Below are 26,597 nucleotides of genomic sequence, written 5' to 3' on the forward strand. Positions count from 1 at the left end.
CACCGCACCACCGGCCCGGTGAATCCGGCGCCGTCCGCACCCGTCCCTGTCCGGCGGAGGAAATCGGCATGAGCGAAACACTGCTGAGCACCACCCTCGACGAATTCCAGGCATTCCCGTACTCCGAACGCTGCCGCCGGGTCTTCGCCCGCGGCGACCACCTGCTGATCGGCGTCAGCCCCGGGAACAGCTATTTCAGCGCCGACCGCATCACCCGACTCGTGCACTGGGGGAGGGAGTTCTTCGACACCGTGGACGTCGTCCACGCCGATCTGCACGTGGACGCCCAGTTCGGCGCCCAGGGCTACCCGCCGGACGCCGCCCGGCGGCGCGCCGCCAAGGAGGTCAAGGCCACCCGCCGGCGGATCGAACGCGGGGTCAGCGAGGCCGGCCGCCCGGGCGTCCGCACGTACCCGCTCTCGGAGTTCACCGGCGGCGAGGCCTACCGCAGACTGCACGCCGCCGTCCTGGACGCCCTGGTGGCCGACCGGCCGCTCCGCGAGGCCGTCGAGCGGATGGCCTGCGACTTCCTGCGCGCCCGGCTCGGCGGGGCCGCCCCGGCGGCCGAGCACCTCGCCGCCGCGATCCGCTACATCGCGGCCGAACTCCCGTTCTTCCTGGACACCCCGGCCCTGCTCGGCGTGCCCAGCTCCGTCGCCTGCTACCACCTCGAACTGCCGCTCACCGGCGTGCTGTTCGGCCGATCGGACGGCCTGCACGCGGCCCCCGGCCAGGGCTACGCGGTCGTCCGGCCCACCGCCGCGGCGGCCGACCGGCCCGCCGCCTGACCGCACCGACCCACCTTCGCACCACCGAGGAGCCCCGTGACCGTCACCGAACAGCCCGAGTTCGCCTTCCCGCTCTCCCGGCGCGGCGACATCGTCCCCGAGGAGGTGGCCACCCTCCGCGAGAAGCACCCGGTGGCCAGGGTCCGCACCATGACCGGCGACGAGGCCTGGCTGGTCAGCAGCCACGCCCTCGCCACCCGGGTGCTGGAGGACGAGCGCTTCAGCCTCAAGGACACCGCCAACCCCGGTGTCCCGCGCCAGTACGCGCTGACCATCCCGCCCGAGGTGGTCAACAACATGGGCAACATCAACAGCGCCGGCCTGCGGCAGGCCGTGATGAAGACCCTGAACCCGCGCGCCGACCGCGAGTTGGCGCCCTGGCTGGCCGCCGAGGCGCACCGCCTGATCGACCGCCTGGTCGAGACGGGCGCCCCGGGCGAACTGCGCGACGGCTTCACCGAGCCCTACTCGGCCGCCCTGCACTGCCGGCTGCTCGGCATACCGACCGACGACTGGCGGCGCCTGATGGCCGGCATCGACGTCGCCTTCCTCACCAGCCCCACGCCCTTCGAGGGCTCAACGGCCAACTGGTACAAGGACCTCGGCTACATGGTCGACCGGCTGAACGCCGACCCCGGGCCCACCGAGGGCCTGCTCGGCCGCTTCGCCGAGCTGCGCCGCTCCCCGGACGCCGCCGACCGGATCCCCGACGAACTGCTCGCCACCGTGGCGCTCTCGCTGTTCGGCGCGGGTGCGGTCTCCACCTCGTCCTTCCTGCTGCACGCGGTCATCATGCTGGTGCAGCGGCCGGAGCTCGCCGAGCGGATCCGCACCGAGCCTGCCGTGATCGACCGCGCGGTGGAGGAACTGCTGCGCTGGAACCTCTCCATCGGGGACGCGCTGCCCCGGCTGGCCCTGGCCGACGTGCAACTCGGCGAGGTGCTGGTCCGCGCGGGCGAGCTGGTGCTCGTCCTCGTCGAGGGCGCCAACCACGATCCGGAGGTGTTCCCGCACCCCGAGCGGATCGACTTCGACCGGCCGGAGAACCCGCACCTGGCGTTCGGCGCCGGCCGGCACTTCTGCCCGGCCTCGGCGCTCGGCCGCACCCACGCCGGGATCGCGCTGACCGCGCTCGTCCAGCGGCTGCCGGAGCTGCGGCTCGCCCTGCCGGTGGAACAGCTCGCCTGGCGGCCCGGCTTCATCAAGCGACTGCCCGAGCGGCTCCCGGTGCTCTGGTAGCCGCCGCGGTGCTCGGCTCGGGGCGGCCGGTGCAGGGTGCAGGGCGGCTCAGAGCGGGTCGGCTCAGTGCAGGGCGGCGGCGAGGAGGATCTCCTGGGTGCGCTCCCAGACCGCCGGGTCGCAGGCGACCAGCAGGCCGTCCTCGCCGCCCGGCGGCTCGGGGCGGTACTCGCTGCCGTCCAGCCGGGCGGAGACCCCGCCGGCCTCGGTCACCAGCAGCGAGCCCGGGGCGTGGTCCCAGGGCAGGGTGCGCCAGTACAGGATGAACTCCTGCCGGCCCTCGGCGAGCTGCGGGTACTCCATGCCGGCCGAGCGCAGGCCGGTCGACATCTCGCCGAACACCCGGGCGTTGCTCTGCAGCCGGTGGTGCAGCACCGGGTCGAGGAAGCGGCTCTTCACCGAGCCGCGCCACTTCTCCGGGTCGGCACCGGCCGGCTGCCGGACGAGGCGCTGCCCGTCCCGCCAGGCGCCCGCGCCGAGTTCGGCGGCGTAGCCGACTCCGGCGACCGGCTGGTAGATCCAGGAGGCGACGGTGCGCCCGGCCCGGACGAGCGAGGCCATCACGGCGAAGTCGGGGCGGCCGGCCACGAAGTTCCCGGTGCCGTCGACCGGGTCGACCAGCCAGCAGGCGGGCTCGGAGACGAGCGCCATCGCCAGCGACGGGTCGGCGGCCACCGCCTCCTCACCGACCACGGGCACCGGCAGCAGCTCGCGCAGCCGCCGGGAGATGATCACCTCGGCCTCGCGGTCGGCGACGGTGACGATCTCGCCGGGCGCCTTCTCCAGCACCTCGCCCGCCGCCAGGGCCCGGAACCGGGGCTCGACCGCCTCCGCCGACGCCTCGGCGAGGATCTCCGCCACCTTCTCCATCAGCACCCGACTGCTCCCTTCGCCGGGTACCACTCTCCCACGCCCGCCCGGTGCCGACCTGCGGCGGCCCTGCCCGGGCGGGCGCTACGGCCCGTCCAGCACGTGGAAGCCCGGGCGGGGGTGCATCAGGAACTCGTGGTGCGAGATGTTCCAGGCGTACGCGCCGGCCATCGCGAACACCACCCGGTCGCCGGCCCGCAGCCCGGCCGCCGGCACCCGGGCGGCCAGCACGTCCTTGGGCGTGCAGAGCTGGCCCGACAGGGTGACCAGCGGCCCGGCCGCGGTGGGCCGCCGCCACGGGTGCGGCCAGTCCTCGCGGGGCAGGACCGCACAGGGCTGGGAGTGGCCCCGGGTGGCCGGGGTGCGCAGGTGGTGGGTGCCGCCGCGGACCACCGCGAAGTCCTCGCCGTGGCTGTGTTTGAGGTCGAGCACCTCGGTGGCGTACCAGCCGCAGTAGGCGGTCAGCGAGCGACCCGGCTCGATCCGCAGCCGCAGCCCGGGGCGCCCGTCCAGCAGTTTCTCCAGGCCGGTGCCGAAGGCCGTCCAGTCGAAGCGGCGGCCGGGGTCGGCGTAGTCCACCGCCATGCCGCCGCCGACGTTCGCCTCGGCCAGACCGAGCCCCGCGGTGTACTCCACGATCCGCTCGGTGAGGGCGAGTTGGCCCGCCGCGTCGAGACCGCTGGCGAGATGGGCGTGGATGCCGCGCAGCCGCAGCCGGGTGAAGCCGGGGGAGTCCAGCAGCCGCAGGCACTCCTCGACACCCGCCGGGTCCATGCCGAACGGGCTGGGCCGGCCGCCCATCGCCAGCGCGACCCCCGCGAGGCCGCCCTCGGCCACCGGCAGGTTGGCCCGCAGCAGGATGTCCACGGTCTCGCCCGCGGCGGCCAGCTGCCGCAGCTCGTGGACGCTCTCCACATGCCAGCGGTGCACCCCGGCGGCCAGCCCGGCGGCGATCTCGGCGGGCGTCTTGCCGGGCCCGCCGAAGGCGGTCGGCGCACCCGGCACCGCCGCCCGGACATGCGCCGACTCGCCGCCGGAGGACACCTCGTAGCCGTCCACGTACGGCCGCAGCGCGGCGAGCAGCGCCGGCTCCGGATTGGCCTTGGCCGCGTAGTACAGCTCCACCCGCGCGGGCAGCGCGGCCCGGACGGCGGCGGCGTGCGTGCGCAGCGCCGGCAGGTCGTACAGGTAGGCGGGCAGCTGCTCGGCGGCCAGCTCCTCGACCCGGCGGGCGACCAGGGCGCCCGGGGCGGCGCTCACCGGGCCGCCCCGCCGCTCAGGGCCGATCCACCGCTCAGCGCGGCCTCGGCGAGCACCTCGGGGGCGAGCGGCGAGGGCAGCCGCACATAGCCGGCCTCCCGGTCGGGACGGCGGTCCCAGCGGGTCAGCAGATTGGCCTTGGCGGGCAGCGGGGCGCCGTCCAGCAGGGCGGTGAGCCGGGCCGGGCGCCCGTGTGCGTCGGCGCACTCGGCGAGGACGGCGCGCAGCTCGGCCCAGAGGGCGGCCTCCAGCCCGCCCGCCCGGGCCGGCGGGGCCTGGTCGGCGAGGGCGGCCAGCAGCTCGGCGAGGTGGTTGACCAGCAGGCAGTAGACCACCCGGTCCCAGCCGCGGTCGGCGTCGTAGCTCATCGGCCCGGCGACCTCCGGCGGCAGTGCGGCGAGCGCCTCCGCATGGTGACCGGGCAGCAGCTTGGTGCCCTCCAGGTCGCGGAAGAGCACCTGGCGGGGCCGGCCCGCCGCGTCCACGCAGACCAGCACGTTCTGCAGGTGCGGCTCCAGCACCACCCCGTGGTCGAAGTAGGCGGCCAGCACCGGTGGGACGACCAGCCGCAGGTAGCGGGCCCACCAGTCGCGGGCGGCGGCCGGGCCCGCGCCGTCGAGCAGCGCGGCGATCTGCGCGGAGCTGGTCGGGTACTCGTCGGCGACGGCGGCGGCCAGCAGCGGGGTGAGCCCCGGGCGGACGGCGCCGGCCAGGCCCTCGCGGACGATCAGGCCGAGGCCCTCGTACAGCGTGGTGTCGGGGCGCCCGTCCGGACCGGACAGCGCCAGGGTGCGGAACGCGGGCTCGCGGAGCACCGACGCGTCGGGGAAGCGCCGGGCGAGGTCGGCCAGCGGCCCGGCCAGCAGCCGGGTGAGCGCGACGGCGCCGCTCAGCTCGTACGCGGCGTTCTTGCGCAGGCAGTTGGTGATCCGCACATTGAGGCTGAACTTGAGGAAGGCACCCGCGCCGTACAGCGTGCGGACCGAGGCGGTGGCGGTGAACGGGGTGCCGCCGGGGCCCAGGTCGAGCACGTCGCCGCGGCCGAGTGCGGCGGTGAGCGCCGGGTGGCCGCGCAGCAGCGAGTACTGCCACGGGTGGGCGGGCAGCAGCCGGTAGCCGGCCGGGAGGTCGCCGCGCAGCCCGTCCAGCAGGGCGGTCGCGACCGGGTCGGCGGTGTCCTCGGCCAACAGCTCGGCGCGCACGGCGAGATGGCGCAGCCGGAAGGCGGCCCGGGCCTCCGGGGCGTACGCGGACCAGGCCGCGGCGTCCGCGGTGCTCCCCGCGGAGCGGGCCTTGGGGGAGGGGTGGAAGCGGTGGCCGAACAGCAGGGCCTGCTCGGACTCCAGGTAGCGGTCCGGCCCGGGCTCCGGGCGGTCGGCCAGGGCGGCGGCCACCCCGGCATGGCTGGAGGCGAGTTGGGCGAGGAACTCGTCGTTGGGCGTGCCGCCGCGGTGGCCGAGCTCGGCCTCGACGTGCTCGGCGAGCTCGCGCCAGCCGAGCTCCCGGGCGCCCTCGGCGGTGTGTGCGACGACCGGGCCGGTGAAGCGGTGCGCGCCGGAGAGCGAGGTGCGGCGCAGCGCGACCCGCAGCAGGGTGCCGCGGCGGGGCAGCCGGACGAGCAGGTGGTCGTCGATGACGGCGGTCTGGTGCTCGGGCGCGGACACCTCCCGCAACAGGCAGTTCAGCAGGGTGTGCGCGACCGCGTGGTCGGCGCTGGGCAGCCCGGTCGGGGCGCAGGTGCGGCGGGCGTCGAGCCGTGGGGTCATACGGTTGCTCCCTCGCGGGTGTGGGCGGCGGGCGCCTGCGGGAGTGCTCACCTGGGCGCCTCCCGCAGGTAGTTGGGCCCGGTGGTGTAGTGCTTGTTGATGTCGGCCGCGCCGGAGCGCTCCTTGCTGAGCAGGGTGCCCGCGGTGACCATGGCCTTCACCGGCAGCTCCTCGGCGTCGAGCAGGGCGGCGCGCAGCACGCGCCCGGCCGGTCCGATCCGGTCGGCGGCCTCGCCGAGCCGGGTGCGCAGCAGGCCGAGGGTCTGCTCCAGCGGCGCGCGGCCGAGCTCGGCCAGGCCGAAGGCGAGCGCGCCGGTGCACAGGTGGCCGGCGATGGTGGCGAACAGGTCGGTGACCGGCCGGTCGTCCGCACCGGCTATCCGCGTGTCGTCGAACTGATCTGCGTACGAGGCGAGTTCGCCGAGCCGGGCGGTGTTGATGCGCGGGCCGTCGTCGTCCTTGAGCAGCAGCCGCAGCCGGGTGCGGCCGCCGGGGCGGTCCAGCACCAGCGAGGTGTTCTGCTGGTGCGCCTCCAGGGCGATGCCGTACGAGAAGAGCGTGGTGTGCCAGTCGAGCAGCAGCCGCAGCAGCTCGTCGTAGAGGCGCAGCACGTCGCCGCCGTGGAAGCGGTCGGCGAGGTGGTCGAGGACGGTGCGGCCTCCGGGGGCGGGGGCGAGCAGGGCGGCCAGCGGAACGGTCACCGCGCCGTCCAGACCAGCGGGTTGGCGGCGCACCAGGACGGCGATCAGCTCGTGGCCGGCGTGCGCGAAGGACTGCTCGTCGGCGTGCAGCACGGTGCCGGCGAAGCGCGGCTCGCGGGCGGTGACGGCGGCCAGCAGGCGCTCGCCCGCGGCGCCGTCGACCAGGCTGCCGGGCTTGATGGTGCGCCGGTTGCGCAGGCCCAGGGTGGCGGTGGCGAGCGGCAGTTTGAGGTGGACGGCAGGGTCCCGGACGACCGCGACGGTCCGCATGGACAGCGTCGGCCGGACGGTCAGGTACGGCCGGTCGGCGAGTCGGGCGCCGGGCACCAGGGCGGCCAACTCCGGGCCCGCGGTGAGCGGGTGGACGGGCAGGGTGCGGCCGGTGCCGGTCTCGCCGAGGTCGGCGGGGGTGGGCCACCAGGCGGGCGGCGGGCCGGCGCCGTGCACGGTGAGCGCGTCCTCGGGCAGGACGAGCCAGCGCAGCTCGAAGGAGGGGTGGAACTCGGGTGCGTAGCGCCGCAGATGGTCGTCGGTGAGGCCGGACCGGCCGCGGCCGGCGGGGTGCACCGGGTGGTCGAGGTAGGCGGCGAGGGTGTCGAAGCCGAGCGAGGCGGCGGGGCCGGTCCAGCCTGCCGGGTCGGGGCCGAGGGCCTCGGCGAGCGCGGCGAGCACACCGGGGCGGGCCCGCTCGTGCAGCCGGACGGTGGCGAGCGCCTGCCGGCACTCCTCGGCGAAGGCGGTGTGGCCGTCCCGGTCGCGCGGGTCCGCGAGGTCGGCCACCGCGGCGAGGATCCGGTCGAGGCCGGTCAGCGGGCGGCCGTCGACCTCGAGCAGCGGGAGGCGGGCCGTCCAGCGGCTCTGGAACCCGTCCGCCGTGACCGGCAGGGCGAGCCGCGGGCCGCGCAGCCAGGTACCGTCCGGCCGCTCCTCGACGACGGCGCCGGTGCGCAGGCCCAGCACGTCCTCGCGGTGCAGGGCGCCGAGGACGCGCCGGGTGAGCAGCCCGGCCGGGTCGTCGGCGTGCGCCCGCTCCCGGGGCGGGGCGGCCGCGGTCACGGGGTGATCTCCCAGCGGTTGGCGGCGAGGAACGCCTCCACCGCGCCGTCGACGGCCCGACGGTCGTCGCCGACCGCCCAGACCACGCCGAGGTAGTCCCGGTTGGTGCGGTGGTGCACGTGGTGCTCGCCGACGGTGCGGAACGGCCGGTAGACCAGCTGGACGCCGTCCTTCTCGTACTCCTGGGCCGCCGGGGCGGCGGTCAGCGTGCCGGCCCGGTCGGCGAGCACCGCCCGGTTGTGGCCGTGCCGTCCGGTACGGGCGCCGAGCTCGGCGGGCAGCGGCTCGCCGAGGTGGACGCGGAGCACGTGCTCGAAGAACGGGATGTCCAGCAGCCGGGCCAGCATCAGGTCGCACTGGTCGCCGATGGCCCGGTAGTTGACCTCGATGATGCGGGCCCGGCCGTCCGGCTGGACGACGAACTCGGTGTGGCAGGCGCCGAGGCCGACGCCGAGCGCGTCGAGCTGGGCGAGCACCTGGTCGACCACCGGTCGGGGGTGCTCGGGGACGAACTCCAGTGCCTCCTCGACGAAGTGCGGCGGCGGGGAGATCCGGGTGCGGAACCCGCCGAGCACGTGGCGGCGCGTGCCGTCGCCGAGGGTCTCCAGAGTGTGCAGCTCGCCGGCCAGGAACTCCTCCACCACCAGGGCGTCCTGGGGCCGGCGCTGCCGCACCGCGGCGCAGTGCGCGGCCAGTTCGGCGGCGTCGGCGACCAGGGCGACGTCCTCGCTGGCGACGCCCTCGCGCGGCTTCACCACGCACGGGAACGGCGGGTCGATCCCGGAGACCGGCTGCCCGGGGGCGAGTTCGACCGCGCGGACGGTGTCCAGGCCGACCGCGGCGAGGTGCCGGCGGAGCTGCGCCTTGTTCTTCGCCCGCAGCGCGGCCCGCCAGTCCTTCGCCGGCAGGCCGAAGTACTCGGCGGCGAGGGCGGTCTGGGTCTGCAGGTGGTCGCTGTTGCTGAACACCGCGTCGGGGGCGTGGTGCCGGGAGACCAGCCCGACCACCTCGCGGAAGTCCCGGACCTCGCAGGGCAGCACCTCGGGCGGCGCGGCGAGGTGCCGGTACGCCGTGCGGTGCGCGTCCGGCTGGTCGGTGAGCACGGTGACCGCGAGGCCGAGCCGGTCGGCGGCCGGCAGGAAGCCCTCGGTGACCGAGTCGGTGGGGTTCAGGGCGAGCAGGTACAGCCGCATGGGCGTCGTCCTCGGGGTGGTGGCAGGGCCCGCGGGCTGCGGGCGCACGGGCGCGTGTCGGCTTCGTCCGGCGGGCGCGGCCGTCGACGGGCGGTCAGGCGGCCGGTCCGGTGCGGTCGATCGTGCCCGACGGAGGCGACCGGAAACCGCGCCCCGTGCGGGGGCAGGTGGCGGTGGTGCGGGCTTCGGCCACAGGTGGCGCTGCGGGGGACACGGACGGAACATTAGGTTAGGCGTACCTAATCGCGTCAAATCGGCCGATCTGTCGGGGTGTCGATGGTTCGACGGACCGTCAGGTCCATGTAAGGTGAGGCATGCCTTAGTTGATCACGGGGGTCCCTCGATGCTCCAGCTGACGGCCGTGCGCGCCTCCGCCGCCGCCGGAACACCTGCGTCGATTCGGCGCCTTGTCGACATCTGCCCGGCGCTGCCGGTCACGCTGCTCGACCGGCCACCCGCGGGCCGCGAACGCTGGTGCCCCGGGGACGCCCTGGCCGCCCGCGCCGAAGCCCTGGTCGCCGCCGAGGCCGCCCGGATCGAGGCCGCCCACGGCGCCGCCCCGCGCCCGCACGTCGCCGCCTCCCGGCTGCTGCACCACTACCTCTGGTCGCTCTGCCTGCTCACCGCCGGGCCCTGGTATCTCGACGGGCGCGCCGCGCGGATCGCCCCCTCCGCCCTCTGGATCGAGGAGTCCACCGGCGACCTCGCCCTGCTCGCCGACCTCCCCGACGACGGCCCGCTCGGCCCGGACGGGCTCCGCGCCGCCGTCGCCGCCCACGTCGGGCCGGTGCTCGGGGCCTTCCAGCCGTACGTACGGCGCGGCCCGCACGCACTCTGGGGGATGGTCACGGACGACCTGGTCTCCGCCCTCTGGTACCTCGGCCGGGTGCTCGGCGAGGAGGACCGCGCGGTCACCGCCGCCTCCGTCCTGCTGCCCGGCGGGACCCCGCCGTTCGCGGGCGCCGCCGCGTTCCGCCGCCTCCCCGGTACCGCGGGCCGCCGCCACTGGACCCGCACCCGGCAGGGCTGCTGCCTCTACTACGCCATCCGCCCCGACGAGGCCTGCACCACCTGCCCCCGCACCCCGGACGACGAACGGGTCCGCCGCCTGGAGCAGTGATCAAGGGGGGCGGGTGCCCGCGGGGGAGCCAGCGGGCATGGGTAACCCGGGGGCGCTGCCCCTTCCTCCCGCTTCTCATCCCCTCCGGGAGACCGCGACGCCGGCGAGGCAGAGGGTGCCGCCGAGGAGGGCGAGGGTGGCGGGGAGTTCGCCGAGGAGCAGCCAGGCCATCAGGACCACGAGGGCGGGGACGGCGTAGCAGGTGGCGCCCATCCGGCCGGCGGTGGTGCGGGAGAGGGCGTAGGCCCAGGTGGTGAAGGCGAGGGCGGTCGGGAAGAGGCCGAGGTAGACCAGGTCGAGGACGGCGGAGGCCGGTGCCCGTCCGAGGTCGTGGAGGAGGCCGGGGGTGAACGGCAGGCAGGCGATCGCACCGATCAGGCAGCCGAAAGCGGTGGCCTGCAAGGGGGTGGCGTGCCGCAGGGCGGGCTTCTGGAGCACCACGCCCGCCGCGTAGGTCGCTGCCGAGAGCAGGCAGAGGGCGATGCCGAGCACCGAGCCGCCGCCCGCCCCGCCGGACATCGACAGCCCGGTGACCACGGCGCCCGCGAAGGAGACGGCGAGGCCGGCAACCAGTCCGCGCGGGAAGCCCTCCTTGAGCAGCCATCCGCCGAGCAGGGCGATGAGCAGCGGCCCGATGTTGACCACCATCGCGGCGGTGCCCGCGTCGACCTGCTGCTCGCCCCAGTTGAGCGCCACCATGTAGAGCCCGAACCAGAGCACCCCGGAGGCGGCGATGCCGGGCCAGGCGGCCCGCGGCGGTACCCCTTCGCGGCGGAGCACCAGCAGGCCGACCAGGGCGATCGCGCCGACGGTGAGCCGGCCGAGGGCGAGCGCGCCGGGCCCGAAGGAGGAGCCGGCGTCCCGGATGACGACGAAGGCGGAGGCCCACAGCAGCACGGTGGTGCCGGCCGCGGCGAGGGCGCGTCCGTCCAGCGGTGCGGCCGAGTCGGTGAGTGTCTGCTCCATGCCGCGCACGGTACCGGCCGGACGGTTCGGTGCCGACCGAATAACCGCGGCCCCCGCGGGTGCCGGCTCAGCCGTCGGCGAGCAGCTTGTCGTAGGCGGCGCGCACCGCGCGGTCCATGGCGAGCATGAACTGGGCGTCGGCGGTGGCGCGGGCGAGCGGGCGGACCCGGCGGATCCGTTCGGTGAGCTCGGCGGCCTCCTCGGGGGTGAGGTCGTCGACGTGGGCGAGGCCGCCGAGCAGGTGGTCGCGGGCGAGTTCGGTGAACGCCTCGGCGACGGCGTCCAGGTGCTCCTGGGTCTTGCGGCTGACGGCGAGCACGGCGGCCAGCGGGGCGCCCTCGCCGACCAGGGCGATGGTGGCGTCCATCAGGCGGCGGCTGACGTGGGTGATGCCGTCGTCCTCGACGGTGATGTAGCCCTGGGCGATGGACTCGGCGGTGTTCTCGGGGGTGAGCTGGTCGCCGAAGGCTTCGAGGAGTTCGTCCCAGTCGAGCCGGACGGGCGTCTCGTCGGACCAGGGGGCGGCGATCTCGTCGCGCAGGCCGATCAGGTCGGCGACGTGGCGGCCGCTCTCGCCGGCGCCGATGAGTTCGGTGATGCCGCCGAGCGTGTGGCCGCGTTCGAGCAGTTCGCCGATCATCCGCAGCCGGGCCAGGTGCTGTTCGCCGTACCAGGCGATCCGGCCCTCCTTGCGCGGCGGCTGGAGGAGCTTGCGCTCCCGGTAGAAGCGCAGGGTCCGGGTGGTGATGCCGGCGGCCGCGGCGAGCTCCTCGACGCGGTACTCGCGGGGCTGCCCGCTGCTGCTGGTGATCTCCGCCACGCCGCTCAGCATAGGGCGGGTGCGCCGGGAGACGTCGTGCCCGCCTTCTTCCCCACCGGCGCGGCAGCGGCTACTCTGCCAATCGTGCCAGTGATTACTGGCATGGTTTCCGTCGATATTCTCCGCAGCCCAACCCAGCGCCCCCAGCTCGACCCAGCCCCACCCGTGTGACCCCCGACCCCCCACCCTCGCCACCTGCCCTGGAGCCGCCGCATGGCATCGCGCAGCAAGCAGCCCTCCGCACCAGCCCCGGACACGACCCCCCACCCGCACGTGCGGGTCGCCGTGATCGGCTCCGGCTTCGGCGGCCTCGGCGCCGGCGTCCGGCTCCGCCGCGCGGGCATCACCGACTTCGTCATCCTCGAACGGGCCGCGGCCGTCGGCGGCACCTGGCGCGACAACAGCTACCCGGGCTGCGCCTGCGACGTCCCCTCGCACCTGTACTCCTTCTCCTTCGCGCCGAACCCGGAGTGGCCGCGCAGCTTCTCCGGGCAGCCCGACATCCGCGCCTACCTGGAGAAGGTCACCGACACCTTCGGGCTCCGCCCGCACCTGCGGTTCAACGCCGAGGTCACCGAGGCGCGCTGGGAGGAGGGCCCGGCCCGCTGGCGGCTCACCACCACCGCCGGGACCTGGACGGCTGACGCCGTGGTCTCCGCCGCAGGCCCGCTCGCCGACCCGCAGATCCCGGACATCCCGGGCCTCGCCGACTTCCCCGGCAAGGTGTTCCACTCCTCCCGCTGGGACCACGACTACGACGTGGCCGGCAAGCGGGTCGCCGTGGTCGGCACCGGCGCCTCCGCCGCGCAGATCATCCCGGCGATCCAGCCGAAGGTCGGCCGGCTCACCGTCTTCCAGCGCACCCCCGCCTGGGTGCTGCCGCGCCGCGACCGGGAGATCAGCGGCCTGGAGAAGTGGCTGCACGGCGCCCTGCCGCCGACCGGCGCGCTGCGCCGCGGCACGCTGTTCGCGCTGCGCGAGCTGCAGGTGGACGCCTTCGTGCGCCGCCCCGGTCTGCTGAGGCTCGTCCAGAAGATCGCCGAGAGGCACATCGCCCGCGGTGTCCAGGACCCGGCGCTGCGGGCCAGGCTCACCCCGGACTACCGGATCGGCTGCAAGCGCATCCTGCTGAGCAACACCTACTACCCGGCGCTGGCCGCGGCCAACACCGACCTCGTCTCCGCGCGGCTCGCCGAGGTCCGCGGCTCCACCCTGGTGGCCGGCGACGGCAGCGAGCACGAGGTGGACGCGATCGTCTTCGGCACCGGCTTCCACGTCACGGACATGCCGATCGCCCAGCGGGTCTTCGGCGTCGACGGGCGCAGCCTCGCCGAGGAGTGGAAGGACGGCATGGAGGCGCTGCGCGGCTCCACCGTCCGCGGCTTCCCCAACCTGTTCTTCGTGATCGGCCCCAACACCGGCCTCGGCAACAACTCGATGATCCTCATGATCGAGTCCCAGCTGAACTACCTGGTCGACGCGCTCACCACCCTGGACTCGGTCGGCGCCACCGCGATGCAGCCCACCGCCCGCGCCCAGAAGCACTGGAACCTCGAACTGCAGCACCGGATGGACCGCACCGTCTGGACGACCGGGGGCTGTGTCAGCTGGTACCTCGACGACAGCGGGAAGAACACCGTGCTGTGGCCGGCCTCGACCACCGCCTTCCGCCGCGCCACCCGCCGGGTCGACCTCGCCGAGTACGAGCTGATCAAGCGCACCGCCGCCGTCCCCGCCCCGGCCGCGCCCGCCGAGGAGGTGCCGGCGTGATCGACCAGGACTGCGTGCTGCCCGACCCGGCCGCGATCAGGCGGGTCCGCTCCGCCGACGGCACCGGGCTCAACGTCGAGCTGTACGGCCCCGGGGACGCCCCGGCGGTGGTGCTCGCCCACGGCTGGACCTGCTCCACCCCGTTCTGGGCACCGGTGGTCAACCGGCTCGCCGTCGACCACCGGGTGATCGCCTACGACCAGCGCGGCCACGGCCGCAGCGACGTCCCCGCCGGCCCGGCCGGGTACGGCACCGCCCGGCTCGCCGACGACCTGGAGGCCGTGCTGGCCGACGTGCTGCCGGCCGGCGGGCGCGCGGTGCTGGCCGGCCACAGCATGGGCGGCATGACGATCATGGCTGCCGCCGACCGCGGCGAGGTCGCCGCGCGCACCGCCGGCGCGGTGCTCATCAGCACCGGCCCGGCCGACCTGGTCGCCGAGCTGCTGGTGGTGCCCGCCGCCGTCCGCGGTGCCGGGCTGCGCCGGGCCCTGCACCGGGCGGTGCTGGAGTCGAAGCTGCCGCTCGGCCCGGTCAACGGCGTCAGCCGCGCCCTGCTCAAGTACGCGACCATGGGCCCCGGCACGCCCGCGGCCCGGGTGGACGCCTGCGCCCGGATCGTGCACGCCTGCCCGACGGCCGTCCGGCACGGCTGGGCCAAGGTGCTCGGCGAGCTGGACGTGACGGCCGGTCTGGCGAAGCTGGCCGCACCGACCGCCGTCGTGGTCGGCAGCCGGGACCGGCTCACCCCGCCGGTGCACGCCCGCCGGATGGCCGCCGCGCTGCCCGACCCGCGAGGCCTGCTGGAGCTGCCCGGCGCCGGGCACATGTCCCCGATGGAGCGGCCGGACGAGGTCGCCGCCGAGATCCGCCGGATCGTCACCCTCACCGCCGACACCCGTGCCGACAACCAGAGGAGCGCCACCGCATGAACCCGCCCCTGTCCTCCCAGGTCGTGGTGGTGACCGGCGCCGCCCGCGGCATCGGCGCCCTGATGGCCCGCCGGCTCTCCGCACAGGGCGCCAAGGTGGCCCTGCTCGGCCTGGAGCCCGCCGAGCTGAAGGCGGTCGCCGCCGAGTGCGGCCCGCACGCCTCCGCCTGGGAGGCCGACGTCACCGACCTGGACGCGCTGACCGCCGTCGCCCGGCAGATCCAGGACCGCTACGGCCGGATCGACACCGTGGTCGCCAACGCCGGCATCGCCATCGGCGGGCCGCTGCTGGACAGCGACCACCGCGCCTTCGCCCGGGTGATCGAGGTGAACCTGCTCGGGAGCGTCGCCACCGCCCGGGCCTTCCTGCCCGCGCTGGCCGAGAGCCGCGGCTACCTGCTGCAGATCGCCTCGCTGGCCGCGCTCACCCCGGCGCCGCTGATGTCCGCGTACTGCGCCAGCAAGGCCGGCGTCGAAGCCTTCGCCCACGCGCTGCGCGCCGAGGTCGCCCACCAGGGTGTCAGGGTGGGCGTCGGCTACCTCAGCTGGACCGACACCGACATGGTGCGCGGCGCCGACCAGGACACCGTGCTGAAGCAGATGCGGGCCAGGCTGCCCTGGCCCGCCAACAAGACCTACCCGCTCGGCCCGGCGGTGGACCGGCTGGTCGCAGGCATCGCCCGGCGCTCGGTGCACGTCTACGCGCAGGCCTGGCTGCGCGGCATGCAGCCGGTCCGCTGGCTGCTGCCCTCGGTGGTGGTGCTCGGCGGCCGCCGCGACATGGCCCGACTGGAGCCGGAGCTGAGGGCCACCGCGGACCAGCGGCTGCGCCCGGTGGGCGCGGGCGGCGAGGCCGACACGGCGGCCCGGTCCACGTCCGCTCGTTCGGGTGAACCGACGGCGCGTCGAGTGGACGGGGCGGCGGACTGACCGTCAGTCTCGGGCCGGGGTGGCGCAATCCGGCACCCCGGCCCTGACGGCTTTCGGCCAGACGAGTGCGGTTACGGTGGCGTAAAAGCTGCCCATGGACAGGCCAAAGGCCGGTAAACCTCCGGCATTTGAGTGATTTGTCCGCACTAATTCGCGGCCGGAACGCATCTGACGCGTCCACGGCGGGAATGCGTAGCCTCTGCTCGGCGGCCCCCACGGCCGCCATTCCCCCACACCCTCCTCGGGAGAGCAGATGCGCCGTTCTGCCCGTGTCATCCGTCCTGCCCTCGCGGCCCTCCGCGGCAACCGGCTGCTCGCCGCGACCGCCCTCGCCGGCGTCCTGTCGGTGGGTCAGCTCGCCCTGCCGGCATCGTCCGCCGTGCTGTCCGCGCCGAACGCCTCGGCCTGCGCCGGAGAGGAGAACGCGGCCGCCCGCAGTGCCGCGGGCTCCTCCGCGCACGAGCCGAACGCCGTCACCGACAGGCAGGCCCAGGCGATGGACGCCGAGCTCAAGGCCCGGGTCGCCACGCTGGCCGAGACCGCCCAGGGCTCCCAGCTGCTCGCCGACTCGGCCCTCGCGGCGACCAGCATCCCGGTCTACGTGCACGTCGTCCACTCCGGGTCGACGGGCAAGCTGTCGGCCGCGACCATCGCGAGCCAGCTCTCGGTGCTGAACGCCGCGTACGGCGGCCAGGGCACCGGCAACACCGCGACGCCCTTCACCTTCACGCTGGCGGGCACCGACTACACGGACAACGCCTCCTGGTACAACGGCATCACGCCGGGCTCCTCGGCCGAGAAGCAGATGAAGAGCACCCTGCGCAAGGGCGGCGCCAACGCGCTCAACCTCTACACCGCGAAACTCGGCCAGAGCCTGCTCGGCTGGGCGACCTTCCCGAGCTCCTACGCCTCCAACCCGACCGACGACGGTGTGGTGATGCTGGACGCCTCCGTCCCCGGCGGCTCGGCCACCAACTACAACGAGGGCGACACCGCCACCCACGAGGTCGGCCACTGGCTCGGGCTCTACCACACCTTCCAGGGCGGCTGTAACGGCAACGGCGACTACGTCGCCGACACCCCGGCCGAGAAGAGCGCCGCGTACGCCTGCCCGACCGGCCGCGACACCTGCACCAGCAAGGCCGGCGTCGACCCGATCCACAACTTCATGGACTACACCTACGACTCCTGCATGTACCAGTTCACCGCCGGGCAGGTCACCCGGATGACCAACTCCTGGGCCGCCTACCGGGCCTGACCCGGCGAGACCCGCAGCCGCCGCCCGTCCCGGGGCAGTCCCGGGGCGGGCGGCGCCGGTGCGCCCCGGCGGTTCGACCCAGTACGGTCGGCCCATGACGACTGCTCTCATCACCGGCGCGACCGCCGGGATCGGCGCCGCCTTCGCCCGGCGCCTCGCCAGGGACGGACGCGACCTGGTGCTCGTCGCCCGCGACACCGCGCGGCTGGAGGATGCCGCCGCCGAGCTCGGCAAGCGCTACGGCGTCCGGGTCGAGACGCTGACCGCGGACCTCTCGACCGACGCCGGGATCACCGCGGTCGAGGAGCGGCTGCGGGCGACCGAGCACCCGGTCGACATCCTGGTCAACAACGCCGGCTTCGGGAACAAGGGCGCCTTCCTCGACGTCCCGCTGCAGGCCGAGCTGGACATGGTCAAGGTGCACGTCGAGGCGATCCTGCGGACCACCACCGCGGCGCTGCCCGGGATGCGCGAGCGCGGCCGCGGCGCGGTGATCAACGTGGCCTCGGTCGCCGCCTTCGTGCCGCGCGGCACCTACGGCGCCAGCAAGGCCTGGGTGGTCAGCTTCACCCAGGGCGTCGCCCGCGATCTCGCCGGCAGCGGCGTCCGGCTGCAGGCGCTGTGCCCGGGTTTCACCCGGACGGAGTTCCACCAGCGGGCCGACATGGGCACCGGCAACATCCCGTCCTGGGGGTGGCTGACCGCCGACCGGGTGGTCGACGAGTCGCTGCGCGACCTGGTGCGCGGCAGGACCCTCTCGGTGCCCGGCAAGCGCTACAAGGCGGCGGTGGCCCTCGCCCGGCTGCTGCCGAGCGGTCGGATGGGGGCGGTCTCCTCGAAGGCCGGCCGCAGCTACGGCCCGAACTGAGCGCCAGACTGGGGGTGGCGCGGTAGGACCGCCAGGAATAGGGCGAGACTCATTATTAGTTAGGCTAACCATGAGTCCTGGTCCCGCCCTGCGGTCCCGCCCGCCCCGTCCCCGGAGGTCGCCCTTGAAACTCGACCGGATCGACTGGACCCCGCCCGAACGGGACCGGGCCGAGCCGGCCCCGCCCGCCCAGCTCCGCCGCATCCTGGCGCTGTTCCGCCCGTACCGCGGCCGGCTCGCCGTGGTCGGCCTGCTGGTCGCGGCCTCCGCCGTGGTCTCCGTGGTCACCCCGTTCCTGCTGCGCGCCGTCCTGGACACCGCCATCCCGCAGGGCCGCACCGGCCTGCTCACCCTGCTGTGCCTCGGCATGATCGCCACCGCCGTGGTCAACAGCATCTTCAACGTGCTGCAGACCCTGATATCCACCCAGGTCGGCCAGCGCGTCATGCACGACCTGCGCACCGCCGTCTACGCCCACCTGCAGCGGATGTCGCTCGCCTTCTTCACCCGGACCCGCACCGGCGAGGTGCAGTCCCGGATCGCCAACGACATCGGCGGCATGCAGTCCACCGTGACCATGACCGCCACCTCCCTGGTCTCCAACCTCACCGGCGTGGTCGCCACGGTGGTCGCGATGGTCGCCCTGGACTGGCGGCTCACCGTCATCTCGTTGCTGCTGCTCCCGGTCTTCGTCTGGATCAGCCGCCGGGTCGGCAACGAGCGCAAGAAGATCACCACCGAGCGGCAGCGCAAGCTCGCCACGATGAGCTCCGCCGTCCAGGAGTCGCTCTCGGTCAGCGGCATCCTGCTGGGTCGCACGATGGGCCGCGCCGACTCGCTCTCCGCGGACTTCACCCGGCAGTCCGACGAGCTCGCCGACCTGGAGGTCCGGGTCAACATGGCCGGGCGCTGGCGGATGTCCACCATCCAGATCGTGATGGCCGCGATGCCCGCGCTGATCTACTGGGCCGCCGGGCTCACCGCCGCCGGCGGCGCGCCGATCGTCTCGGTCGGCACCCTGGTCGCCTTCGTCTCGCTCCAGCAGGGCCTCTTCCGGCCGACCGTCAGCCTGCTCTCCACCGGCGTGCAGGTGCAGGTCTCGCTGGCGCTCTTCCAGCGGATCTTCGAGTACCTCGACCTGCCGGTGGAGATCGCCGAGCCCGCCCGGCCGGTGCACCTGGACCGCGTCCGCGGCGACGTCACCTTCGAGGGCGTCGAATTCCGCTACCAGGGCGAGCAGGACCGCCCCACCCTCACCGGCGTCGACCTCAAGGTCCCGGCCGGCAGCTCGCTCGCCGTCGTCGGCGAGACCGGCTCCGGCAAGACCACCCTCAGCTACCTGGTGCCGCGGCTGTACGACGTCACCGGCGGCCGGGTCTGCATCGACGGCACCGACGTGCGCGAGCTCTCCTTCGACACCCTCGCCCGCGCGGTCGGCGTGGTCTCCCAGGAGACCTACCTCTTCCACGCCTCGGTCGCGGACAACCTGCGCTTCGCCAAGCCCGACGCGACCGACGAGGAACTCGTCGCCGCCGCGGAGGCCGCCCAGATCCACCCGATGATCGCTGCCCTGCCGGACGGCTACGACACCCTGGTCGGCGAACGCGGCTACCGATTCTCCGGCGGCGAGAAGCAGCGCCTGGCGATCGCCCGCACCATCCTGCGCAACCCGCCGGTGCTCATCCTGGACGAGGCCACCAGTGCGCTCGACAACCGGACGGAGGCCGCGGTGCAGCAGGCCATCGACGCGCTCGCGGTCGGCCGCACCACCATCACGATCGCCCACCGGCTCTCCACCGTCCGGCACGCCGACCAGATCGCCGTGCTCGACACCGGCGAGGTCGTGGAGCTCGGCAGCCACGAGGAGCTGCTCGACCGCGGCGGCCGGTACGCCGCGCTGCTCCGCCGCGAGGAGGGCGACGCACCCGTCTGACCGTCAGCCGCTCTCCCGGGCGGCTGCGGCGGCCGCCAGCGCGGCGGTCAGATAGCGGCGGACGGTGGCCAGCTCCGCCTCGTCGAAGGCGTCCGCCGCGCCCACCAGGGCGCCGATCAGCGGGCCGAAGAACGACCAGCCGAGCGCGACCGCCTTCTCGTCCACGGTCAGCAGCACCCTGCGGCGGTCCCGCTCGTCCCGGCTGCGGCTCACCAGGCCGAGCCGTTCCAGCCGGTCGAGCAGACCGGTGGTGCCGGCGGAGTTGAGCCGCAGTGCGGCGCCCAGCCGGCCGGGGGTGACGCTCTCCCCGGCGCGGGCCGCGTCCAGCAGGTGGATCAGCGCCCGCAGGTCCGTCGGGTGCAGCCCCTGCCGGGCCGCGAACTCCGCGCCGATCAGGTCGAACTCGACCGTCACCGCCCGCAGCAGGTGCACCAGCTCCATCGCCGGCCCCTCCGGCCCCTCCGGCCGCTCCTCCGTCACCGCACCCACCGTCCTCTCTCTCGCCCACTCGCCTCCGGGCCCTCCTGACCCGGCACCGACAGTCGTTGCTCCCTCGCTCCTCCGTCGCTCCCTCGCGCCTCCCTTTCGGCACCGGCGGGCCCTTCGGCTCGGGGCGGGTCTCGCCCACTCGCCTCCGGGCCCTCCTGACCCGGCACCGACAGTCGTTGCTCCCTCGCTCCTCCGTCGCTCCCTCGCGCCTCCCTCTTCGGCTTGGGGCGGGTCTCGCCCACTCGCCTCCGGGCCCTCCTGACCCGGCACCGACGGTCTCCCCCAGCCCGGCGGCTGGGAGGTGCCCCCACGCTCCCTCGTTCCTCCGTCGCTCCCTCGCGCCTCCCTTTCGGCGCCGGCGGGCCCTTCGGCTCGGGGCGGGTGTCGCCCACGCGCCTCCGGGGTTATTCTCTCGTTCAGCGAGAGAATTGGTCAACGAGATGTCGGGGGTCAGTCGTGTCCGCAACCGTGTCCCGCCCGCTCCGGGAGTTCGACGCCGCCTACGAGGCCCTGCTGGCCCGCTGGCCGGCCGGCACCGCCGAACTCGACGTCCCCACGCCGTACGGCACCACCCGGGTGCACGCCTGCGGCCCGGCCGACGCGTCACCGCTCCTGCTGCTGCCGGGCGGCGGGGCCACCGGCGCCGTCTGGTACGGCACCGCCGCCGCGCTGGGCGGGCAGCACCGGGTGCTCGCGGTCGACCTGCCCGGCGACCTCGGGCGCAGCGCCGCCGCCCGCCCGCTGCGCACCGCGGACGACCTGACGGCCTGGCTGGACGCGCTGCTGGACGGCCTCGGCGCCGAACGGGCCGACCTGTGCGGCCACTCCTACGGCGGCCTGCTGGCCCTCGCGTACGCGGTCCGCAGACCGCGGCGGGTCGGTCGGCTCGCGCTGCTCGACCCCACCCAATGCTTCGCCGGCTTCCGGGCCGGCTACCTGCTGCACGCGCTGCCGATGCTGCTGCGGCCCACCCTGGGTCGTGCCCTGGCCTTCCTCGCCCGGGAGACCGGGGGCACCGCGGACCCGGGCTGCGCGGAGGTGTTCGTGCTCGGCGCCTGCCTGCCCGGCCGGGCCCGTCCGGTGCGGCTGCGCCGGCCGGACGCGGCGGCGGTGCGCTGCCCGGTGCTGGTGCTGACGGCCGGCCGCAGCGGTGCGCACGACCCGCGGAAGGTGGCCGAGGCCGCCCGCCGGGCACTGCCGCAGGCCGAGGTGGCCGTGCTGGAGGGCGCCACCCACCACGGTCTGCCCGCGGTGGGCGCAGCCGACCTGAACGCGCGGCTGACGGCCTTCCTGGGCCGGGGTCAGGCGGCCTTCGGGGCCTCGTTGTAGGCCTCCGCCAGCTCCTGGCCGGAGAGGGCGTGGATGGCCGCCATCACCTCGTCGGTGACCTGGCGGCGGGCCCGGGCCGAGCGGGCCTGGCCGTGCAGCTCGGGGAAGTGCAGCGGCTTGCCGAAGCGCACCGTCACCCTGCGGATCCGCGGGATGCGCCGGCCGACCGGGAGGATCTCCTGCGGGCCCTCCAGGGCGACCGGGACGACCGGCACGCCGGCGGTCAGCGCCAGCCAGGCCACGCCCGTCTTGCCCTTGTAGAGGCGGCCGTCCAGCGAGCGGGTGCCCTCCGGGTAGATGCCGAAGGCCTTGCCGTCGTTGAGGATCTCCAGCGCCTGCTCCAGGGAGGCGGCGGCGGCGCGGATCTCGCCGCGCTCGACCGGCACGGCGTTGATCACCGAGGTGAAGAACGCGCGGGAGATCGCGCCCTTGAGCCCGGTGCCGGTGAAGTACTCGGCCTTGGCCAGGAAGTACACCTGGCGCGGGGCCGTCAGCGGGATCACCACGCTGTCGATGAAGGACAGGTGGTTGCTGGCCAGGATCACCCCACCCTTGCGAGGCATGTGCTCCAGGCCCTCGACGACCGGCCGGTAGACGGTCTTCGCCAGCGGCTTGAGCACGAGCTTCGTGATGAGGTTGAGCATGGGCCCTCCCTGGCCGGCCGACGTGTCCCGACCGGTCGGCCCGGGATCAGTCCGCACATTACGACATGCACCCCGGCGTGCGTCCACTCCCTCCCGGCGCGGTCAGGCTGCGATTCTCGTCACGCTGCGCACCGGCGCGGTCGCGCAGCCGGACAGGGTAGGCTGACGGACCGTCACCCGGTGCGCAGGGGTGGCGCCGGGCGGTGACCGTCCCGGTGGTCCGCGCGGGCGGCGGCCGGTGCCGTCGCGGGGAAGACCTCGCGGACGACGCGCTCCGCGGCGTGCCCGTCGTCCCAGGGGCAGAACCGCTCGCGGAAGCGGGCCCGCAGCTCCGGCTCCGGGTCGCCGGTCAGCAGGGCGTCGGCCACCCCGGCGGTGGTGGCCGCGACGGCGCCGGGCGGCTCGGCGAGCAGGTCGAAGTAGACGCCGCGGACGGCCCGGTACTCGTCCCAGTCCGGGGCGAAGACGGTGATCGGCCGGTCCAGCACCGCGTAGTCGAACATCATCGAGGAGTAGTCGGTGACCAGCGCGTCCGAGGCGAGGTACAGGTCCTCGACCACCGGGTGGTCGGAGACGTCGACGATCCGCGCGGCGTCCGGGCCGGCGGCCAGGTCGCCCGGGCCACCGGTGTGGAAGTAGTGGGCGCGCACCAGCACGGTGTGGCCGGGGCCGAGCCGGCGGGCCAGCTCGGGCAGGTCGAGCAGCGGCAGGTAGCCGCCGCGGGCCTCGCGGTGGGTCGGCGCGTACAGCACGGTGTGCTGCCCGGCGGGGATGCCGAGCGACTCGCGGACGGCGGCGCACTCCTCGGGGCCGGCCAGCGCAAGCCGGTCGTTGCGCGGGTAGCCGGTCTCCAGCATCCGGTAGCGGCCGGGGAAGGCCCGGGCGAAGTGCTCGCTGGTGTGCGGGTTGGGCGAGACCAGGTAGTCCCAGCGGTCGACGGCCTCCTGGAGCCGGCCGAAGTCCATGCCGTCCGCGGCGACCGGGTACGCCTTCAGGTCCATGCCCATGCTCTTGAGCGGGGTGCCGTGCTGGGTCTGCAGGTGCACGGTGCCCGGCCGCTTGGCCATGGTGTGCGGGAAGTTGACGTTGTTGACGAAGTACGTGGCGGTGGCCATCGCCCGCAGGTAGGCGGGCGTGTTCACCAGGACGTACGGGACCCTCGGCGGCAGCGCGGCGGCCTGGGCACGGGTCTCCACCACCCACACGCCGCGGATCTGCGGTGCGAGCTCGCGGGCCCGCTCGTAGATGGCGGCGGGGTTGCAGGCGTAGCCGCGGTGCCAGTAGGCGGCGTACACGGCGAGGTGCTCGTCCAGCGGCAGCCGCCGGAAGGCGTTGTACACGGTGAACCGGGCGCCGCCGCGCACCGCCCGGCGCACCAGGGGTACGGCGGCGCGGGTGCCGCGGAGTGCGGCGCGCGGCAGCGCACGGGCACGGCGCAGTTCGTCGTATCGGCGCCGGGCGCCGCGCGCCGCCAGCCGGTACGGCAGGCCGCGCGGACCGCGCGGGAAGCGGTGGCCCGGCGGGCGGTGCCGGGCGATGTGGGCGGCGATCCGGCGGAAGAAGTCCGGGCGGAGCGCCGCCGGCACCAGTCCGGGGGTGTCGTAGACGGTGAGCGCCTGCCGGACGGTCCGCTCGAAGACGACCGGGCGCAGCGGGCTCGGCCGACGGTCCAGGAAGGCGAAGATCGCCTCGTACTGGGCGAAGGCGTCGGCGTGCTTGGGGGAGGGGGTGCTGGTGATCGCCCCGGGGCGGCCGCGCCGGTAGGAGTAGCAGGGGCGGTCGAGGAAGCGCAGCCGCCCGGCGGCGAGCAGCGCGGGGTAGGTGACGGAGATGTCCTCGTAGTAGCCGCGGCCGAAGGAGACGTCCAGACCCAGCAGGTAGTCGCGGCGGAGCACCTTGTTCCACACGGCCATCACGGCGCGCAGCAGGTCGGGGTGGTCGGCGGCGGTGCATCCGGCGGCCAGCTCCGGTCCGGTCAGGTACCGGCGCCACGGGTTGGGCTCGGTGCCGCCGTCGCCGTAGACGTGCTCGAAGTCGGTGAGCAGGACGTCGGCGGCGGGCAGCCCGGCCGCGGCGCGCTCCTCCTCGCTCCGCAGCTCGGCGAGGACGGCGTCGAGGGCGCCGTCGAGCAGCCGGTCGTCGCTGTCGACGAACCACACCCAGCGCCCGCGGGCGTCGGCCAGACCGACCTCGCGGGCGCCGCCGAGGCCCTGGTTCTCGGTGAGGTGGTGGACGCGCAGCCGGGGGTCGCGGGCCGCGTACCGGTCGAGGACCGCCCCGCAGCCGTCGGGGGAGAGGTCGTCCACCGCGATGATCTCGACCTCGCCGGGCGCGGCGCTGTCCGCGTGCAGGGAGTCCAGGCAGTCGGGGAGGAAGCGCTCCACTCCGTGGACCGGCAGGACGATGCTGAGGAGGGGGCTCACTCTCGTGTCACTCCGCGCAGGACAGTGGGTCGGCGGCTGCTCGCCCGGTACTGCCCACTGTAGCCAGCACAGGTGGACGGCCGGTTGACAGAAAGTGATCGCCGGGGTGTCGGGGTATGCCCGCTGCCGACCGGTCCAGACCGGGACGGTGCTGGTGGCGGAGCTGCGCAGGGGGTGGGCGAGGCGGAACGCGACGTGGAACACGAGGGGAAAACGGCCGGAAAACGCGACCGCCGGTGCCGCGCCGTGCGAGCGGCGGCACCGGCAGTCCGGTTTGGCGGTCCGGCCGACCCTCAACGACCGACCGCCGGTCCGTCACCGCACCTGAGTCGGGCCGCCGCAGCGTCGAGACGGCCGGACAGTGACTCAGAAGGTGTCGGAAGTTTTCTTCATCTGTCGAACTCATTCGACAGGGAGTCCCGAGGGGTGGCTCGGAATTCCGTGTCTGTAGAGATATTGCTTGTAGGTTTCCGCCGCGTCAATCCCTCGGTCGCGTTCAAGTTGTGAAGGCAGTCTCGTGTCGGCCTCGCCTGGGCCCCGACTCGGCCCGAGCGGGTTCCCGCAGGGCCGCCGACGGACCCCTCCGGATGCTGCCGCCCGGCGCCCGCCCGGCCGGTCCGGCCCCGCGGGGGCCACCTCCACTCTCACCCGCACCGGTGACCCGCCCGCCCGTCGCGTCACCCGCGCGGGCAGCCCGCCGGCAGCACCCCGGGAGCCCGCCCCGCCCCCCGCGCGCCGGGCCCGTGCAGCCGTACGCGGCTCCGGCAGCCGGCGTGCTGCGATCGGCAGGTTTGAAGCGTGCCCGATATGCCCGACCTGCGGTGCTGTGTCGGTCCTGATCGATGCCCAGTCGTGACCGAGGCCACGGTCATCTGGTGAAGTGTCAGATCCGTTCGCACGATACGGTGGCAGAACACCAGGACGCTTGCGCGCGGACAGCCACTCACGGATAGTCTTCGCCTCACGGCCCTGGCGCCTCGTAGGGGTGGGAAACGATGGAACAGATGCAAGTGCGAGCCCGGCCGCGAGTGCCGGCGATCCAGTGCGGTGTCGGCACGACCGGCCGCCGGATCGACCGCCACCTGGCCGTACTCGGCGCGCCCGCGCTCTCGGCGGTCGACACGGCGGAGGCCCTCGGCCTGATAAGGGAGCTGACGCCGCGCGGCACCGGCACGGCCGGCAACCGGACGGCGCCCCGGCGCACCGCCCGTGTGTCGCTGCTCGCTCCGCTGCGCCGCCTGCGCCGCAGCCTGTTCGGCAGCCGGCACTAGCCCGGCAGCGGCCGCCCGCGGCCGGCGCCGATCACCGGCCGGGCACACCCGGCCGACGACCCGACGGACGGTCACAGTCCGCCGGGTCTTCGTCATGTCCGCCGTCCCACTCCGCGGACGTCCGCCGGTCCGCGGCGGCGATGCGTCAGGATGGCACCATGGCGGACACCTTCCACACGCTGACCTTCGAGATCACCACCGGCGCGGGCGAGGTCGCCCTCGACATCACCGAGCGCTGCGCGGCCTTCCTCACCACCGCCGCCGCCGGGCGTGACGGACTGCTCAACGTCTTCGTCCCGCACGCCACCGCGGGCATCGCGGTGATCGAGACCGGCGCCGGCAGCGACGACGACCTGCTCGCCGTCCTGCGCGACCTGCTCCCCGCCGACGGCCGCTGGCGGCACCGGCACGGCACCCCCGGCCACGGCCGGGACCACGTGCTGCCCGGGCTGGTCGCCCCGCACGCCACCCTCCCGGTGATCGGCGGCAAACTCGCCCTCGGCATCTGGCAGTCCGTCGTCCTGGTCGACACCAACGTCGACAACCCGCGGCGGACGGTCCGGCTCAGCTTCCTCGGCTGACCCGAGGCCGCCCCGGCCCGGGCATACCGGGCCCACCCACGGCGTTGCCGACGGTGCCGACGCCCGCATCCCCGCCCCGGGACGGCCCGGGCACCGGACGACCACGACGGAAGGCGACCATGACCGAGCCCGCGACCACCCCCGGCCCCGCGACCACCACCGGCCCCGACGCGGTCTGCGAGCTGGCCCCCGCGGCCGGTGAGGCCGTGCAGGGGCTGACCCCGGCGGCCGGCGACGGCCCGCGCGCGGACTGCGTGCTGTGCGGCGAGCCGACCGAGTACCCGGCGGACCGCGCGGGCTCGACCCTGTGCGCCGTCTGCACCTGGCAGCAGGCCCAGCGGATCGCCTGCGCCGGCTGACCGGCCGTCACCGCAGCCCGGCAGCCGGGGCGGTG

General features: G+C 74.9%; 23 protein-coding genes. 13 read left to right on the forward strand and 10 right to left on the reverse strand.

Going from position 1 to position 26,597, the window contains the following annotated elements; all coding sequences use genetic code 11:
- The first annotated feature begins 68 nt into the window (after positions 1–68).
- Together AB0P35_RS01530 and AB0P35_RS01535 are read left to right on the forward strand one after the other, a co-directional pair.
- Positions 69–788 (forward strand): tRNA-dependent cyclodipeptide synthase, encoded by a 720-nt coding sequence (locus tag AB0P35_RS01530; RefSeq protein WP_363504876.1) that lies wholly within the window; start codon positions 69–71, stop codon positions 786–788.
- A gap of 36 nt (positions 789–824) precedes the next feature.
- On the forward strand, positions 825–2,027 hold the full coding sequence (locus AB0P35_RS01535; protein WP_363504879.1) for a cytochrome P450: 1,203 nt from the start codon (positions 825–827) through the stop codon (positions 2,025–2,027).
- Between the two features lie 63 nt (positions 2,028–2,090).
- Here AB0P35_RS01535 and AB0P35_RS01540 read toward each other — a convergent pair whose 3' ends face one another.
- The 5 genes from AB0P35_RS01540 to AB0P35_RS01560 all read right to left on the reverse strand — a co-directional run bounded on the left by AB0P35_RS01540 (position 2,091) and on the right by AB0P35_RS01560 (position 8,873).
- Complete coding sequence (locus tag AB0P35_RS01540) at positions 2,091–2,897, reverse strand: inositol monophosphatase family protein (RefSeq protein ID WP_363504973.1); 807 nt, start codon at positions 2,895–2,897, stop codon at positions 2,091–2,093.
- 84 nt (positions 2,898–2,981) lie between these two features.
- Positions 2,982–4,157 (reverse strand): type III PLP-dependent enzyme, encoded by a 1,176-nt coding sequence (locus tag AB0P35_RS01545; RefSeq protein WP_363504882.1) that lies wholly within the window; start codon positions 4,155–4,157, stop codon positions 2,982–2,984.
- Positions 4,154–5,923, reverse strand: coding sequence for an IucA/IucC family protein (locus tag AB0P35_RS01550; RefSeq protein WP_363504885.1), 1,770 nt, complete (start codon positions 5,921–5,923; stop codon positions 4,154–4,156). Before AB0P35_RS01550 ends, AB0P35_RS01545 begins: the two co-directional genes overlap by 4 nt.
- A gap of 47 nt (positions 5,924–5,970) precedes the next feature.
- Entirely contained in the window at positions 5,971–7,680 is a 1,710-nt protein-coding gene (locus AB0P35_RS01555) for an IucA/IucC family protein (protein ID WP_363504888.1), read from the reverse strand.
- Entirely contained in the window at positions 7,677–8,873 is a 1,197-nt protein-coding gene (locus AB0P35_RS01560; protein ID WP_363504891.1) for an ATP-grasp domain-containing protein, read from the reverse strand. Before AB0P35_RS01560 ends, AB0P35_RS01555 begins: the two co-directional genes overlap by 4 nt.
- A gap of 343 nt (positions 8,874–9,216) precedes the next feature.
- On the opposite strand from AB0P35_RS01560, the gene AB0P35_RS01565 reads away from it, so the two are divergent.
- Positions 9,217–9,993, forward strand: a complete 777-nt coding sequence (locus tag AB0P35_RS01565; RefSeq protein ID WP_363504894.1) for a (2Fe-2S)-binding protein — start codon at positions 9,217–9,219, stop codon at positions 9,991–9,993.
- A gap of 75 nt (positions 9,994–10,068) precedes the next feature.
- Here the strand turns inward: AB0P35_RS01565 and AB0P35_RS01570 are convergent, their stop codons facing one another.
- Both AB0P35_RS01570 and AB0P35_RS01575 read right to left on the reverse strand, forming a co-directional pair.
- Positions 10,069–10,959: a DMT family transporter gene (locus AB0P35_RS01570; RefSeq protein ID WP_363504897.1), complete on the reverse strand. Its 891-nt coding sequence runs from the start codon at positions 10,957–10,959 to the stop codon at positions 10,069–10,071.
- A 67-nt stretch (positions 10,960–11,026) separates the two neighbouring features.
- Complete coding sequence (locus tag AB0P35_RS01575; RefSeq protein WP_306454379.1) at positions 11,027–11,779, reverse strand: MerR family transcriptional regulator; 753 nt, start codon at positions 11,777–11,779, stop codon at positions 11,027–11,029.
- Between the two features lie 213 nt (positions 11,780–11,992).
- Between AB0P35_RS01575 and AB0P35_RS01580 the strand changes: the two genes are divergently transcribed.
- The 6 genes from AB0P35_RS01580 (at position 11,993) to AB0P35_RS01605 (ending at position 19,466) form a co-directional block, all read left to right on the forward strand.
- Entirely contained in the window at positions 11,993–13,549 is a 1,557-nt protein-coding gene (locus AB0P35_RS01580) for an NAD(P)/FAD-dependent oxidoreductase (protein ID WP_363504900.1), read from the forward strand.
- Positions 13,546–14,478 carry an alpha/beta fold hydrolase gene (locus tag AB0P35_RS01585; protein ID WP_363504903.1) on the forward strand — a complete coding sequence of 311 codons (933 nt, stop codon included), beginning with the start codon at positions 13,546–13,548 and terminating at the stop codon, positions 14,476–14,478. Before AB0P35_RS01580 ends, AB0P35_RS01585 begins: the two co-directional genes overlap by 4 nt.
- Positions 14,475–15,407, forward strand: coding sequence for an SDR family oxidoreductase (locus tag AB0P35_RS01590; RefSeq protein WP_363504906.1), 933 nt, complete (start codon positions 14,475–14,477; stop codon positions 15,405–15,407). The genes AB0P35_RS01585 and AB0P35_RS01590 overlap by 4 nt, the downstream gene beginning before the upstream one ends.
- Before the next feature lie 253 nt (positions 15,408–15,660).
- The gene (locus AB0P35_RS01595; protein WP_363504909.1) at positions 15,661–16,665 is read left to right on the forward strand and encodes a zinc metalloprotease; all 1,005 of its coding nucleotides are present in this window, start codon (positions 15,661–15,663) and stop codon (positions 16,663–16,665) included.
- Between the two features lie 94 nt (positions 16,666–16,759).
- The gene (locus AB0P35_RS01600; protein WP_363504912.1) at positions 16,760–17,533 is read left to right on the forward strand and encodes an SDR family oxidoreductase; all 774 of its coding nucleotides are present in this window, start codon (positions 16,760–16,762) and stop codon (positions 17,531–17,533) included.
- Positions 17,534–17,657: 124 nt separating this feature from the next.
- On the forward strand, positions 17,658–19,466 hold the full coding sequence (locus tag AB0P35_RS01605) for an ABC transporter ATP-binding protein (RefSeq protein WP_363504915.1): 1,809 nt from the start codon (positions 17,658–17,660) through the stop codon (positions 19,464–19,466).
- Between the two features lie 3 nt (positions 19,467–19,469).
- Here the strand turns inward: AB0P35_RS01605 and AB0P35_RS01610 are convergent, their stop codons facing one another.
- Entirely contained in the window at positions 19,470–19,907 is a 438-nt protein-coding gene (locus AB0P35_RS01610) for a helix-turn-helix domain-containing protein (RefSeq protein WP_363504976.1), read from the reverse strand.
- 504 nt (positions 19,908–20,411) lie between these two features.
- Between AB0P35_RS01610 and AB0P35_RS01615 the strand changes: the two genes are divergently transcribed.
- Positions 20,412–21,284 (forward strand): alpha/beta fold hydrolase, encoded by an 873-nt coding sequence (locus tag AB0P35_RS01615; protein WP_363504918.1) that lies wholly within the window; start codon positions 20,412–20,414, stop codon positions 21,282–21,284.
- Here the strand turns inward: AB0P35_RS01615 and AB0P35_RS01620 are convergent.
- Positions 21,257–21,928 carry a lysophospholipid acyltransferase family protein gene (locus AB0P35_RS01620; RefSeq protein WP_095872249.1) on the reverse strand — a complete coding sequence of 224 codons (672 nt, stop codon included), beginning with the start codon at positions 21,926–21,928 and terminating at the stop codon, positions 21,257–21,259. The genes AB0P35_RS01615 and AB0P35_RS01620 overlap by 28 nt on opposite strands.
- 173 nt (positions 21,929–22,101) lie before the next feature.
- Complete coding sequence (locus AB0P35_RS01625; RefSeq protein WP_363504922.1) at positions 22,102–24,351, reverse strand: CDP-glycerol glycerophosphotransferase family protein; 2,250 nt, start codon at positions 24,349–24,351, stop codon at positions 22,102–22,104.
- Between the two features lie 995 nt (positions 24,352–25,346).
- On the opposite strand from AB0P35_RS01625, the gene AB0P35_RS01630 reads away from it, so the two are divergent.
- The 3 genes from AB0P35_RS01630 to AB0P35_RS01640 all read left to right on the forward strand — a co-directional run bounded on the left by AB0P35_RS01630 (position 25,347) and on the right by AB0P35_RS01640 (position 26,562).
- Positions 25,347–25,622 (forward strand): hypothetical protein, encoded by a 276-nt coding sequence (locus AB0P35_RS01630; protein ID WP_095872247.1) that lies wholly within the window; start codon positions 25,347–25,349, stop codon positions 25,620–25,622.
- Positions 25,623–25,780: 158 nt separating this feature from the next.
- Positions 25,781–26,203, forward strand: coding sequence for a YjbQ family protein (locus tag AB0P35_RS01635; protein ID WP_363504925.1), 423 nt, complete (start codon positions 25,781–25,783; stop codon positions 26,201–26,203).
- 119 nt (positions 26,204–26,322) lie between these two features.
- Positions 26,323–26,562: a hypothetical protein gene (locus AB0P35_RS01640; protein ID WP_363504982.1), complete on the forward strand. Its 240-nt coding sequence runs from the start codon at positions 26,323–26,325 to the stop codon at positions 26,560–26,562.
- Positions 26,563–26,597: the final 35 nt, after the last annotated feature.

Source organism: Kitasatospora sp. NPDC085879, from assembly GCF_040686255.1.
Taxonomy (GTDB): domain Bacteria; phylum Actinomycetota; class Actinomycetes; order Streptomycetales; family Streptomycetaceae; genus Kitasatospora.

Bases quoted from the DNA above. Each gene is read 5' to 3' on its own strand.
- AB0P35_RS01560 (WP_363504891.1), bottom strand. From the start codon at position 8,873: ATGCGGCTGTACCTGCTCGCCCTGAACCCCACCGACTCGGTCACCGAG.
- AB0P35_RS01565 (WP_363504894.1), top strand. From the start codon at position 9,217: ATGCTCCAGCTGACGGCCGTGCGCGCCTCCGCCGCCGCCGGAACACCT.
- AB0P35_RS01640 (WP_363504982.1), top strand. From the start codon at position 26,323: ATGACCGAGCCCGCGACCACCCCCGGCCCCGCGACCACCACCGGCCCC.
- AB0P35_RS01620 (WP_095872249.1), bottom strand. From the start codon at position 21,928: ATGCTCAACCTCATCACGAAGCTCGTGCTCAAGCCGCTGGCGAAGACC.
- AB0P35_RS01550 (WP_363504885.1), bottom strand. From the start codon at position 5,923: ATGACCCCACGGCTCGACGCCCGCCGCACCTGCGCCCCGACCGGGCTG.
- AB0P35_RS01590 (WP_363504906.1), top strand. From the start codon at position 14,475: ATGAACCCGCCCCTGTCCTCCCAGGTCGTGGTGGTGACCGGCGCCGCC.
- AB0P35_RS01530 (WP_363504876.1), top strand. From the start codon at position 69: ATGAGCGAAACACTGCTGAGCACCACCCTCGACGAATTCCAGGCATTC.
- AB0P35_RS01600 (WP_363504912.1), top strand. From the start codon at position 16,760: ATGACGACTGCTCTCATCACCGGCGCGACCGCCGGGATCGGCGCCGCC.
- AB0P35_RS01595 (WP_363504909.1), top strand. From the start codon at position 15,661: ATGCGCCGTTCTGCCCGTGTCATCCGTCCTGCCCTCGCGGCCCTCCGC.
- AB0P35_RS01580 (WP_363504900.1), top strand. From the start codon at position 11,993: ATGGCATCGCGCAGCAAGCAGCCCTCCGCACCAGCCCCGGACACGACC.
- AB0P35_RS01540 (WP_363504973.1), bottom strand. From the start codon at position 2,897: ATGGAGAAGGTGGCGGAGATCCTCGCCGAGGCGTCGGCGGAGGCGGTC.
- AB0P35_RS01570 (WP_363504897.1), bottom strand. From the start codon at position 10,959: ATGGAGCAGACACTCACCGACTCGGCCGCACCGCTGGACGGACGCGCC.
- AB0P35_RS01630 (WP_095872247.1), top strand. From the start codon at position 25,347: ATGGAACAGATGCAAGTGCGAGCCCGGCCGCGAGTGCCGGCGATCCAG.
- AB0P35_RS01635 (WP_363504925.1), top strand. From the start codon at position 25,781: ATGGCGGACACCTTCCACACGCTGACCTTCGAGATCACCACCGGCGCG.
- AB0P35_RS01610 (WP_363504976.1), bottom strand. From the start codon at position 19,907: ATGGAGCTGGTGCACCTGCTGCGGGCGGTGACGGTCGAGTTCGACCTG.